Source organism: Streptomyces sp. NPDC042346 (assembly GCF_055581845.1).
In genome coordinates this window covers 74,768-87,153 of sequence record NZ_JBVJEH010000010.1, presented here as the reverse complement: position 1 = coordinate 87,153, position 12,386 = coordinate 74,768, and the positions used below count along the sequence as shown (strand labels likewise).

10 protein-coding genes are annotated in these 12,386 nt (G+C 74.0%); 5 read left to right on the top strand and 5 right to left on the bottom strand.

Annotation, left to right across the window (positions count from 1 at the left end):
* The first annotated feature begins 113 nt into the window (after positions 1–113).
* Positions 114–725, top strand: a complete 612-nt coding sequence (locus ACZ6K0_RS32185) for a hypothetical protein (protein ID WP_469233144.1) — start codon at positions 114–116, stop codon at positions 723–725.
* Positions 726–794: 69 nt separating this feature from the next.
* On the opposite strand, the gene afsK is transcribed toward ACZ6K0_RS32185, so the two are convergent.
* Both afsK and ACZ6K0_RS32175 read right to left on the bottom strand, forming a co-directional pair.
* On the bottom strand, positions 795–3,245 hold the full coding sequence (afsK, locus tag ACZ6K0_RS32180) for a protein serine/threonine kinase AfsK (RefSeq protein WP_469233143.1): 2,451 nt from the start codon (positions 3,243–3,245) through the stop codon (positions 795–797).
* A 170-nt stretch (positions 3,246–3,415) separates the two neighbouring features.
* Positions 3,416–4,201: a VOC family protein gene (locus tag ACZ6K0_RS32175; RefSeq protein ID WP_469233141.1), complete on the bottom strand. Its 786-nt coding sequence runs from the start codon at positions 4,199–4,201 to the stop codon at positions 3,416–3,418.
* A gap of 330 nt (positions 4,202–4,531) precedes the next feature.
* Between ACZ6K0_RS32175 and ACZ6K0_RS32170 the strand changes: the two genes are divergently transcribed.
* Complete coding sequence (locus ACZ6K0_RS32170; RefSeq protein WP_376403068.1) at positions 4,532–5,179, top strand: TetR family transcriptional regulator; 648 nt, start codon at positions 4,532–4,534, stop codon at positions 5,177–5,179.
* A 181-nt stretch (positions 5,180–5,360) separates the two neighbouring features.
* Here ACZ6K0_RS32170 and ACZ6K0_RS32165 read toward each other — a convergent pair whose 3' ends face one another.
* Positions 5,361–5,831 (bottom strand): nitroreductase family deazaflavin-dependent oxidoreductase, encoded by a 471-nt coding sequence (locus tag ACZ6K0_RS32165; protein WP_376403071.1) that lies wholly within the window; start codon positions 5,829–5,831, stop codon positions 5,361–5,363.
* Positions 5,832–7,079, bottom strand: coding sequence for an acyl-CoA dehydrogenase family protein (locus ACZ6K0_RS32160; RefSeq protein ID WP_469233138.1), 1,248 nt, complete (start codon positions 7,077–7,079; stop codon positions 5,832–5,834).
* 106 nt (positions 7,080–7,185) lie between these two features.
* Between ACZ6K0_RS32160 and ACZ6K0_RS32155 the strand changes: the two genes are divergently transcribed.
* The 3 genes from ACZ6K0_RS32155 to ACZ6K0_RS32145 all read left to right on the top strand — a co-directional run bounded on the left by ACZ6K0_RS32155 (position 7,186) and on the right by ACZ6K0_RS32145 (position 10,484).
* Entirely contained in the window at positions 7,186–8,349 is a 1,164-nt protein-coding gene (locus ACZ6K0_RS32155; protein ID WP_376403077.1) for a thiolase C-terminal domain-containing protein, read from the top strand.
* 120 nt (positions 8,350–8,469) lie between these two features.
* Positions 8,470–9,819, top strand: coding sequence for an FAD-dependent monooxygenase (locus ACZ6K0_RS32150; protein WP_469233136.1), 1,350 nt, complete (start codon positions 8,470–8,472; stop codon positions 9,817–9,819).
* Entirely contained in the window at positions 9,816–10,484 is a 669-nt protein-coding gene (locus ACZ6K0_RS32145) for a pyridoxine/pyridoxamine 5'-phosphate oxidase (protein WP_469233135.1), read from the top strand. The genes ACZ6K0_RS32150 and ACZ6K0_RS32145 overlap by 4 nt, the downstream gene beginning before the upstream one ends.
* Before the next feature lie 19 nt (positions 10,485–10,503).
* On the opposite strand, the gene ACZ6K0_RS32140 is transcribed toward ACZ6K0_RS32145, so the two are convergent.
* A complete protein-coding gene (locus ACZ6K0_RS32140) occupies positions 10,504–12,360 on the bottom strand; it encodes an AMP-dependent synthetase/ligase (protein ID WP_469233465.1) in 1,857 nt (618 codons plus the stop codon).
* Positions 12,361–12,386 lie beyond the last annotated feature (26 nt).

Sequence of the window (12,386 nt, the reverse complement as noted above, 5' to 3'; positions counted from 1 at the left end):
CCGTTCTGTCGTGTTCGCGCCACACCCTAGGCCATGGTCCGGGCCGCATGGCGGGCCCCCCACACCCGGCGTAGCGTCGTGAACGAGAGCCGGACCGTCTAGGAGGCCGATCGATGATCCGTAACGTCGTCGGCTCGGTCCTGGCCCTCACCGGAGCGACGGCCGCCGTCTGGAGCCCCTTCCGTGCCTGGTACGACGGCCGTCACGGACGCGATTACGCCATCGACGAGCTGTTCACGGGCATCACGGACGCCAAGGCCGAGGTGATCGGCTCGATCCTGCTGCCCTTCGCGTTCGCCGCCCTGGTGACCGTGGTGGGCGTCGTCCTGCGCTCGCGGCTGCTCGTCGCCCTCGCCGGGCTCGTCGTCCTCGGCTTCACGGTCTTCTGGATGGTGCGGGTCGGGCAGGCCGAGGGCAGCCTCGTGGTCTCCGGCGACGGCCGGGGTCTCGGCGACGGCGTCGCGAACGCCTTCGGCGGCGGGGTCCTGCTGCTGCTCGGCGCGCTCGTCATGTCGGGCCGGGTCCGCGCGCACCGGGTGGAGCCGGTGGCCCACAAGCCGCGGCCCACCCACCCCACGCTGGACGGCCCGCCCGTCGGCGACCTCCCCGACGACGGGCCCCGCCCGCACCCGCAGGCCTCGCCCCCGTACGCCGCGCCGACCCAGCCCTTCGAGGTCCCGGTCTGGGACCCGGACCGGGACGGCCCGCCCCCGCAGCAGCGCTAGGCCTGTCCGGCGGGAAGCGGGAGCCGGCACGTCGGCGGGAGCCGGCGCGCGTCAGCGGGAGCCGACGCGTCAGCGGGGCGCGGACCCCCTGCCGGTGGCCGTGCCCTTGACCGCGTCGAGCGCGTACACGCAGCGGTCCTTGCTGCACGCGTACACGACCCCGCCCTTCGCCACCGGCGAGCCGGTGATCTCGCCGCCCGTCGCGAGCTTCCAGCGGAGCTGGCCGCCGGTCGCGTCCAGGGTGTACAGGACGTGGTCGGCGGAGCCGAAGTGCACCCGTCCGTCGGCGACGACGGGGGAGCCGACGAGCTCGCCGCCCGCCGCGAACCGCCACCTCGGGGTGCCGGTGACCGCGTCGAGCGTGTAGAGCGCGCTGCCGCTGCCGACGTGGACGTTGCCGTCGGCGACGAGCACCGGCTCGGCCGACTGGCGCGGCTCGGTCGCGATCCGCCAGCGGTCCTGGCCGGTCGTGGCGTCGAGCGCGTACACCGTGCCGAGGTGGTCGGAGAGGTACACCCCGCCGCCCGTGACGGCCGGGCCCGGCGCGAACACGGGCGGGGAGAGGAAGACGGCGGGCGCCTCGAAGTGCCAGCGGACGTGCCCGGAGGCGATGTCGATCGACAGGACCCGGGTGCCGGCGGAGACGTACACGCAGCCGTCCTCGGCCGGGGCCACCCGGACGGGCACGTTGGCGCAGGAGGCGGCGTCGCCGATCGGGTACGACCAGCGCTCCACACCCGTACGGGCGTCGAGGGCCTGGAGCCGGGCCTCCCGCCACACGTACACGGTGTCGCCGTGCACGGCGGGCCCCGCCTCCGGGGTCTCGAAGTCGGTCTGGGCGCCGGTGACCTCCCACAGCTTGGCGCCGTTGGAGGCCTCCCAGCCCTGGACCCCGCCGCCGCGCGTACCGGTGACGACCGTGCCCCGGTCGACCCGGAGGGAGTACACCCAGGCGTCCGTGTGCAGCCGCCAGCGCTCGCTGCCGTCGGTCGCGTCGAGCGCGTACAGCGTGGGCCCGTCGGAGGCGTGGATACGGCCCGCGGCGACGGCCATCGACCAGGCCACGTCCCGGGTCTTGAACTGGCGGCGGCCGCTCCCGGTGTCCAGGGCGTGCACCTCGAAGGAGGTCACGTAGAGCAGGTCGCCGTCGACGACCGGGGTGCCCCAGACGTCGTTCGACATCCGGAAGCGCCAGGGCCGCCAGGGGCCCGGCTCCGACGGCGGGGCGGCCTGCTCGGCGCCCTGGGAGGGCACGGAGACCGGGCGGGAGCCGGGCAGCGGGCCGGGTTCGGCGCCGTGCGGGCCGCCGGCGGGCGGCCGGATCCAGCCGGTCGCCGGGCCCGCGTCGGCGCTCCGGCCGACGGCGAGCGCGGCGCGGGTGTCGGAGACCCGGGGGCCGGGTCCGATCGGCACGGTGGCGCCGCCGAGCCGGACGGGGCCGCCGGCGCTCTCGGCGGGGCCCGCGTGCCGGCCGCCGTTGTGCGCGGGCTCGGGCTGCCGGCCGCCACCGACGTGCGAGGGCTGCCGGGCGGCGGGCTCCGGGGAGCGCGGGTCGCCGGACCAGTCCGCGGGCTCGCGGGGCGGGCGCGGCGGCATCGGCGGCGCGGTCGGCCCGGGGGCCGGACGGCCGCCGTTGCGGCGGATCTCGATCATCTCGGTGGCGCTGCGGGGCAGCCAGGCCGAGGCGGTGCCGCTGTCGTCGCTGCCGGGACCGAAGAGGTGCGGGGCGAGCTGGGCCTGGAGGTCGGCCGGGCTGGGTCGCCGGGTGACGTCCATCTGCATGCAGGAGTCGATGAGGGGCCGCAGCTCGTCGGGCAGGCCCTCCAGGTCGGGGCCTTCGCGGAGCAGCATGAAGACGGTCTCGACCGGGTTGGCGCCGTGGAAGGGCGCGTGGCCGGTGGCGGCGAAGACCAGCATCGAGCCCAGCGAGAAGACGTCGCTCGCGCCGGTGACGCTGCGCGAGTCGCGGGCCTGCTCGGGCGACATGTAGGCGGGGGTGCCGACGGCGACGTTGGTCATGGTCAGGCGCGTGTTGGAGACGCCCGACGCGATGCCGAAGTCGATCACCCGGGGGCCGTCCTCGACGACGAGGACGTTGGACGGCTTGAGGTCGCGGTGGACCAGGCCCGCGCCGTGGATGGACTGAAGGGCCTCGGCGACACCGGCCGCGAGCCAGCGGACGGCCTGGGCCGGGAGCGGCCCGCACTCGTTCACTATCTCTTCGAGGGAGGGCGCCGGGACGTAGGCGGTGGCCAGCCACGGCACGGCGGCCCGCGGGTCGGCGTCCACCACGGCGGCCGTGTAGAAGCCCGAGACCGCCCGGGCGGCCTCCACCTCCCGGGTGAAACGGACCCGGAACAGCTGGTCCTCGGCGAGCTCCGTACGCACGGTCTTGATCGCCACGCGCCGGCCCGAGGCCGAGCGCGCGAGATAGACCAGGCCCATTCCGCCCGCGCCGAGCCGGCCCAGCACCTCGAAGGGCCCGATACGTCTCGGGTCGTGCTGCGTCAGCTGTTCCACTTGCCTGCCACCTCCCCGTACGGGCCATGAGGGTACGGCCCCGTGGCCCTGATTCTTCCTGTCCGAGGGCCCGGTTGCGAACCCGGGGGCGGATCGGGGTGTCACAGGTCATATCGGGTCGGCCGATGCGGGGTGCTCCGGGCCCCCCGGCAGGGGCGTATCGGGGTGGATCAGGGCGTATCGGCGGGTTCCGCGAGGACGGCGAAGCGGGCGCCCTGGTTGTCGTGGAGGACGGCGATGCGGCCGTGGGGGGTGTCGAAGGGCGGGGTGGCGACCCGGCCGCCGAGACGGACGGTGGTCGCGCAGGCCTCGTCGCAGTCGTCGACGACGAAGTAGACGAGGACGTGGCCGGGCATCTCGGCGGGGAAGTCGTCGGTGATGACGGCCCGCCCGCCGAAGGCGCTGTCGTCGCCGGGGCGGGAGCCGGGGGGCGACCAGACGCGGTAGTCGAAGCCGGCCTTGCGGCCCTCCTCGTCGGGGTCGGCCTGACGGCCGAGGTAGCCGAAGACGGTGGCGTAGAAGGTGTCGACGGCGTCCGGCCGCCGCGTGTACACCTCCATCCAGCAGAAGGCGCCCGGCTCGTTCGTCTTCTCGAAGCCGTCGTCGTCGCCGGACTGACGGATTCCGAAGACGGCGCCGCCGGGGTCGGCGGCGAGCGCGAGGACGCCGAACGGGCCGACGGGGTACGGCTCCATGACCATCTGGCCGCCGGCGGCCTTGATCCGCTCGGCGAGGGTGCCCGCGTTCTCGGTGGCGAGGTAGAGGGTCCAGGTGGTGGGCATGCGACCGTCCCGCTTGGGGAGGAGCCCGGCGACCCGGCGCCCGTCGAGGAGGGCTTCGTCACGGTCGGGGTCGAAGGTCCAGCCGAAGAGCTCGCCGTAGAAGCGCTTGCCCGCTTCCAGGTCGGGGAGCTGTGCGTCCACCCAGCAGGGGGTGCCCTCAGTGCGTGCCGCCATGGTTCCACGCTAGGTCGGCGGGGGATCTCCCGCACGCCCTGACATGGGAACATAAAGGCGATTTATGGGTCCGGAACCCTTGGGGCGCTTGAGTTGTCCACCGAAGTTTTCCACAGGCTGTTCATAAGCCTATTCGGGTACGGGACTCCCCCGGCCGCCCCGGAGACGCCACCGCCACGACACCGTGACGCCACCGACGTGGCTTGAACCCGCCCCTCCGCCCCGGGCCGCAGACCCGCCCCCACCTCCCGGAACACTCCCGGCGCAGGGCCGCACCCCATTTGCAGTCGGCCGAATCGCGCGCCGATCGCCCCTCGGTAAGCTGACGGCATGACAGGACAAGTACGCACCGTCGACGGCCGCGTGGCCGGACGACGCGGCCAGGCGACGCGGCAGAAGCTGCTCGACTGCCTCGGTGAGATGCTCAGCTCCTCGCCCTACCGGGACGTCAAGGTCATCGATGTGGCCCGGAAGGCGGGTACTTCACCCGCGACGTTCTATCAGTACTTCCCGGACGTCGAGGGCGCGGTTCTCGAGATCGCGGAGGAAATGGCCAAGGAGGGCGCCGGGTTGACCGAGCTGGTCTCCGGCCGCTCCTGGGTCGGCAAGGCCGGCTGGCAGACCTCCGAGGAACTCGTCGAAGGCTTCCTCGACTTCTGGCGCAAGCACGACGCGATCCTCCGGGTCGTGGACCTCGGCGCCGCCGAGGGAGACAAGCGGTTCTACAAGATCCGCATGAAGATCCTGAACTCGGTCACCAACTCCCTCACGGACTCGGTGAAGGAGCTCCAGGCCAAGGGCAAGGTCGACAAGGACGTCAACCCTGCCGCCATGGCGGGCTCTCTGGTGGCGATGCTGGCCTCGGTCGCCGGCCACCAGAAGGGCTTCCAGACCTGGGGCGTCAAGCAGGCCGAACTCAAGCCGAACCTCGCCCTCTTGGTGCACCTGGGCATCACCGGCAAGAAGCCGACCAGATAGCCCCTCCCCCACCCCTCCTTCCCCCGTCCTGTCGTCGACGCCGACGGCGGTCCCGCTCCGCCCCCACGGAGCACGACTGCCGTCGGCGTCGGCGTTTCCCCCTCATTCGTCCCCGGCGGCGTCGCGCTTTCAGCGCCGGCTTTCACCCCTGGCCTTCGCCCCCGGCCTTCAGCGCCGGCTTTCAGCGTCGGGTCAGCCGGAAGAGCCTGATCTCCCGCTCCACCCGCTGCTGGTACGTGGCGTACGGCGGCCAGAACGCCAGCGCCGCCTTCCAGGCCGCCGCCCGCGCCTCCCCCGCGAGGAGCTCCGCCCGTACGGGGACGTCCTCGCCCCGCCAGTTGACCTCGACGTCCGGATGGGCGAGCAGGTTCGCCGTCCAGGCCGGGTGACCCGGTCGGCCGAAGTTGGAGCCGATGAGCAGCCAGCCGCCGTCCGGTTCCGGCATGCAGGCGAGCGGCGTCACCCGGGGCTGTCCGGTCTTCGCGCCCCGGGCGGTGAGGATCACCCCCGGCAGCATCCGGGCGCTGAGCAGCACTTTCCCCCGCGTCAGCCGGTGCACGGTCCTGTCCATCGCCGGGATCACGTGCGGGGCGATCCGGGCGAACGTCCTCGTCGAGGACACCTTCTGCATCAGTCTCACGCCGACGGGCATCTACGCCGCCACCTCTCCGAAGAGTCCGGTCCGTTCCGCCGCCCGGGCGCGCAGTCGCCGGGCGGGCCCGAAGAGCAGTTCGTCGGAGGCGGCCCGCTGGAAGAAGAGCTGCGCCTCGTGTTCCCCGCCGCCGCCGGCACCGGCGCCGTCGTCGAGGCGGACGCTCTCGCCCGCCGTGGCGCGCAGGGCCTCCAGGGCCTGGGCGAGCGCGAGCGGCCCGCCCTCGGGCCCCGGCCCGGGTTCCCGGGCCGCGCCGTACGTCAGGGAGCGGGCGGCCTCGACCTGGACGTACAGGTCGGCGAGGGTGCCCCTGACCGCCTGGAGCGGGCCGGCGGGCCGGCCGAAGCGCTCGCGCGCGCCGAGGCGGGCGATCGTCCGGTCGAGTACGGCCCCGGCCGCGCCGACCGCCTCGGCGGCGAGCATCACGGCGGCGGTGCGGCCGGCGGCGGCGAGCGCGCCGAGGGCGTCGACGGGTTCCTCGCCGAGGAGTTCGGCCTCGGCGTCCCGGAGTTCGACGGCGGCCTGCGGGCGGGTGGGGTCGAGGGCGGTCCGCCGGGTCCGTACGAGCCCGGGGGTCGCCGGATCCGTCCGTACGAGGAAGAGGAGGGTACGGCTCCGGGCGAAGCCGCCGGCGTGGGCGGCGACGAGCAGCAGGTCCGCGCTGTGCCCGTCGAGGACCTGGGCGGCCTCCCCGTAAAGCCGCCAGCCCCCGGCCCCGGCCCCACTCCCCTCCCCGCCCCCATCCGCGGCCCGTGCCTGGATCCCGCCGGCGCGGCCGCCGCCCGACCAGTCCTCCGCCGTGTTGTCGCCGGTCAGCCCGAGGGCGAGCGCGAGCGAGCCGCCCGGGACGGCGAGGGCGCAGGTCAGGCTCCCGTCGGCGATGCGCGGGAGGAGTTCGGCGCGCTGGGCGGGGGTGCCGAGGGCCGCGACGAGCGGGGCGGCGAGCACGGCGGTGGCGAGGAGCGGCGAGGGCGCGAGGGCGCGGCCGGCCTCCTCGCAGGCGAGGGCGAGTTCGGCGGGCCCGCGGCCGGCGCCTCCGTACCGCTCGGGAAGGGCGAGCCCGGCGAGGCCGAGGGTGCCGGACAGCCGGGCCCAGAGCGCGGTGTCGTATCCCTCGGGGGTGGCGGTGGCCTCGCGGTTCTCGCGTGGCCCGGCCCGTTCGGTGAGCAGGTCCCGCAGGGTGCGGCGGATCTCCTGCTGCTCCTCGGTGAGCGCGGCGGCGAGCGCTGCGGTGTCGGCGGCGTCCATGGAGCTCCCTCCGTATCTGACGGTGCGTCATGCTAGGGCGGTACGGGGCCGGTTGCCCAGAGAGGCGCCGGTCCCGATTCAGCAAATCTGATGTACCGTCAGATTCATGCCTGCCACTCCACGCAGCCCCCGCCGCGTCGCCGTCGTCGGCGTCTCCCTCTCCGACTGCGGCCGCGTCGACGAGGCCACCCCGTACGCGCTCCACGCCCAGGCCGCCCGTCGCGCCCTCGCGGACAGCGGCCTCGACCGCTCGCTGATCGACGGCCTGGCCTCGGCGGGGCTCGGCACCCTCGCCCCGGTCGAGGTCGCCGAGTACCTGGGCCTGCGCCCCCGCTGGGTGGACTCCACCGCCGTCGGCGGCGCCACCTGGGAGGTCATGGCCGCACACGCCGCCGACGCGATCGCCGCGGGCCACGCGAACGCGGTCCTGCTCGTGTACGGCTCGACCGCCCGCGCCGACATCCGGGCCCGGCGCAGGACCGCGAACCTCTCCTTCGGCTCGCGCGGCCCGCTCCAGTTCGAAGTCCCCTACGGGCACACCCTGATCGCCAAGTACGCGATGGCCGCCCGCCGCCACATGCACGAGTACGGGACGACCCTGGAGCAGCTCGCCGAGGTCGCCGTGCAGGCGCGGGCGAACGCGGCGCTCAACCCCGAGGCGATGTTCCGGGACCCGATCACCGTCGACGAGGTGCTGGACGGGCCGATGATCGCGGACCCGTTCACCAAGCTGCACTGCTGCCTGCGCAGCGACGGCGGCTGCGCGGTGCTGCTCGTCGCCGAGGAGTACGTCCAGGACTGCAGGACCGAGCCCGTCTGGGTCCTCGGCACCGGCGAGCACGTCTCGCACACCACGATGTCGGAGTGGGAGGACTTCACGGTCTCCCCGGCGGCGGTCAGCGGCCGGCTCGCCTTCGAGCGGGCGGGGGTGACCCCCGCCGACATCGACCTCGCCGAGGTCTACGACGCCTTCACCTACATGACGCTGGTGACCCTGGAGGACCTGGGCTTCTGCGCGAAGGGCGAGGGCGGGGCGTTCTTCGCGGACAAGGACCACCTTCCGGTGAACACGGACGGCGGCGGCCTCTCGGCCTGTCACCCGGGGATGCGCGGGCTGTTCCTGCTGGTGGAGGCGGTACGGCAGCTGCGCGGGGAGGCGCCCGGACTCCAGGTGCGCCGGCCGGACGGCTCGCTGCCGCGGCTGGCGGTGGCCTCGGGGACGGGGGGCTGGTTCTGCTCCTCGGGGACGGTGGTGCTGGGCCGCGACTGACCCCGGCCGACCCCCGGGCAAGAATCTATACAAGCGTCATAGACAACCGTGTAGGACATCCGTATAGTCATGTCTGCGGGCAGGGGAACGGCCCGCAGACACCCGACAAGGAGTCCTGCCATGAACAGCAACACCACCGGCACCGCCGCCAAGACCACCGCCAAGACCGTCCTGATCTCCGGCGCCTCGGTCGCCGGCCCCGCCCTCGCCCTCTGGCTGCACCGCTACGGCTTCGCCCCGACCGTCGTCGAGCGCGCCCCCGAACTCCGCACCGGCGGCTACAAGGTCGACATCCGCGGCACCGCGATCGAGGTCTGCCGGCGGATGGGCGTGCTCGACGAGATCCGCGCCAAGTCCACCGACATGCGCGGCGGTTCGTACGTCGACGACGCCGGCCGCACCATCGGCGAGCTGCCCGCCGACATCTTCGGCGGCCGCGTCGAGGAGGACGACGAGATCATGCGCGGCGACCTCGCCCGCATCCTCTACGACCGGACCCGCGACGACGTCGAGTACCTCTTCGACGACTCGATCGCCGCCCTCGACGAGGACGCCCACGGCGTCACCGTCACCTTCGAGAGCGGCACCGTCCGCCGCTTCGACCTGGTCGTCGGCGCCGACGGACTCCACTCGAACACCCGGAAGCTCGCCTTCGGCCCCGAGCAGCGGTTCAAGCGCCACCTCGGCGCGTACATCTCCATCTTCACCGCCCCCAACCACCTGGGCCTGGACCGCTGGGAGACGTACCACGCCCTCCCGAAGAAGCTGCTCTGCGTCTACAGCGCCGGCGGCGAGACGGACGCCAAGAACCTCTTCATCTTCTCCGCACCCGAGGACGTCCCCTACGACCTCCGGGACGTCACCGACCAGAAGCGGCTGCTCGCCGACACGTTCGCGGGCGACGGCTGGGAGGTCCCCCGGCTCCTCGGACACGCGGCCGACGCCGACGACTTCTACCTCGACTCCATGTCGATCGTCGAGATGGACAGCTGGTCGCGGGGGCGCGTCGTCCTGCTCGGCGACGCCGCCCACTGCTCCTCCCCCGCCTCCGGCCAGGGCACCGGCCTCGCCCTCACCGGCGCCTACGTCCTGGCGGGCGAGCTGGCCCGGGCGGGCGGCGACCACACGGTCGCCTTCGCCCGCTACGAGGAGCGGATGCGGCCGGGCGTGGAGCAGAACCAGAAGATGGCCGAGGGCTTCGTCAAGGAGATGACCGTCGGCTCCAAGTGGAAGATCGCCCTGCGCATGCTCATGGTGCGGACCCTGCCGAAGACCCCCTGGAAGAACCTCATCGCGAAGAAGATCCGCGACGGGATCCAGTCGGCGGCCAACGCGGTCCCGATCGAGGACTACAGCGCCCTGACGGTCACGCCGACCGCCGCACCGGCCACCACGACGCCCGCCGCACCGACCACCACGCGGAACGCCACTCCCGCCCCGGCCGCCCCGCGCCCTACCGTGACGGCATGACCGACTTCCAGCAAGCCCTCCACTCCCTCCGGGTCTGGGACACCGAGCTCCCCTCCTTCGACCCGGCGGGCGCCCCGCCCGAGCCCCTCGCCCTCTTCCACGGCTGGTTCACGGAGGCGGTCGCGGCCGGCCAGACCGAGCCGCACACCCTCTCCCTGGCCACCGCGGACGAGGACGGCAGGCCCGACGTCCGTACGGTGATGCTGCACGACGCCGACGAGCGCGGCTGGCACTTCGCCTCGCACGCCACCAGCGCCAAGGGCCGCCAGCTCGCCGCCCGCCCCGAGGCCGCGCTCGGCTTCTACTGGCCGGTCCAGGGCCGCCAGGTCCGGATCCGGGGCCACGTCACCACCGCCACCCCCGAGGAGGCGTACGCGGACCTCCACGCCCGCACCACCGGCGCCCTCGCCTCGGCGCTCGTCGGCCGGCAGAGCGAGGTCCTGGACTCCCCCGAGGCCCTCGCCGAGGCGAGCGCGGCGGCCTGGCTCCGGGCCGAGGCCGAACCGGCCGCCCACGCCCCCACCTGGACCCTGTACGTGGTCGAACCGACCGAGGTCGAGTTCTTCCAGGGCGACGCCCGGCGCCGCCACCTCCGCCTCCGCTACCGCCGGGAAGAAGCGACGGGCACCGGCGCCGGCTGGGTCCGCGAGCTGCTCTGGCCCTGAAAGGCCCAAGACACCCCCCCTAGAGGACGCCCCCCGCCCCGTACATCTCCTCGATCTCCCGCGCGAAGTCCCGCAGCACCGCCCGCCGTTTGAGCTTCAGCGACGGGGTCAGGTGCCCGGACCTCTCCGAGAAGTCGGTCGTCAGGAGCCGGAAGGCGCGGATCGACTCGGCCCGCGAGACCAGCCGGTTGGCGTCGTCCACGGCCCGCTGGACCGCACCGACCAGCTCCTCGTCCCCGGTCAGCTCGTAGAGCGCCAGATGGTCCTTGTGCCGCATCCGCCGCCAGTGCGTGAGCCCCTCGTGGTCGAGGGTGATCAGGGCCGTGACGTACGGGCGGTCGTCGCCCACGACCATGCACTGGGAGACCAGCGGATGCGCGCGCAGCCAGTCCTCCAGCGGGGCCGGAGCCACGTTCTTCCCTGCCGAGGTGATGAGGATGTCCTTCTTGCGGCCGGTGATCCGCAGATAGCCGTCCTCGTCGAGCGAGCCCAGGTCCCCGGTGGGGAACCAGCCGTCGTCGGTATACGGCACGGCCGCCCCGCGCTGGGCGTCCCAGTACCCGGCGAAGACGTGGGCGCCCTTGAGCCACACCTCCCCGTCGCCGGCGATCCGGACGGCCGTGCCCGGCAGCGGCCAGCCGACGGTGCCGGTGCGCGGCCGCTGCGGCGGGGTGACCGTCGAGGCGGCCGTGGTCTCCGTCAGGCCGTACCCCTCGAAGACCTCGACGCCGGCGCCCGTGAAGAACTCGGCGAGCCGGGCGCCGAGCGGGGAGCCGCCGCAGACCACGTACTTCACCCGGCCGCCGAGCGCGGCCCGGATCCGCCGGTAGACGAGCGGGTCGTACAGCGCCCGCGCGGCCCGCAGCGGGAGCGAGGGCGCGGACGTCCCCCCGTACCGGCGGGCGATCCTGGCGGCCCGGTCGAAGGCCGCGGCCTTGCCGCCGCGTTCGGCGGTGGCGCGGGCGGTGTTGAAGACCTTCTCCAGGACGTACGGGATGGCGAGGAGGAAGGTGGGCCGGAAGGCGGCGAGGTCGGCGAGGAGCTCCTCGCCCTCGACGGAGGGGGCGTGGCCGACGCGGACCCGGGCCCGTACGCAGCCGATGGAGACCATCCGTCCGAAGACGTGGGAGAGCGGCAGGAAGAGGAGGGTGGCGGCGGGGTCCTTGCTCTCCGAGACGAAGACGGGGTGGAGGAGCCGGACGGCGTTGTCGACCTCGGCGAAGAAGTTGGCGTGGGTGAGGGCGCAGCCCTTGGGGCGGCCGGTGGTGCCGGAGGTGTAGACGAGGGTGGCGAGGGTCTCGGGGGTGAGCAGTCCGCGCCGGGCGGTGACGGCCTCGTCGGCGACCCGCGTCCCGGCCCTGCGGAGCAGGTCGACGGCGCCGGTGTCGAGGACCCAGAGGTGGGCGAGGCCGGGCAGCTGGCGGCGCTCGGCGGAGACGAGCCGGGCCTGCTCGGGGTCCTCGACGACACAGGCCGCGGCGCCGGAGTCCTGGAGGATCCAGCGGGTCTGGAAGGCGGAGGAGGTGGGGTAGACGGGGACGGTGACGAGTCCGGCGGCCCAGGCGGCGAAGTCGATCAGGGTCCACTCGTAGGTGGTGCGGGCCATGAGGGCGAGCCGGTCGCCGGGGCGGAGCCCGTGGGCGATGAGCCCCTTGGCGACGGCGTGCATGTCGGCGGCGAAGCGGGCGGCGGTGACGTCGTACCACTCGCCCTGCGGCCCCTTGCGGGAGAAGAGCGGGGCCTCGGGGTCCTGGCGGGCGTTGTCGTAGGGCAGGTCGGCGAGGGAGCCGCGGGCCACCCGGGGCACGAGCGCGGGGACGGAGACCTCCCGTACCCGCCCGTCCACCAGGATCTTCTGCGGCTCGACCGGCTCGATCCCGGATGCGGCGGTGACGACGGACA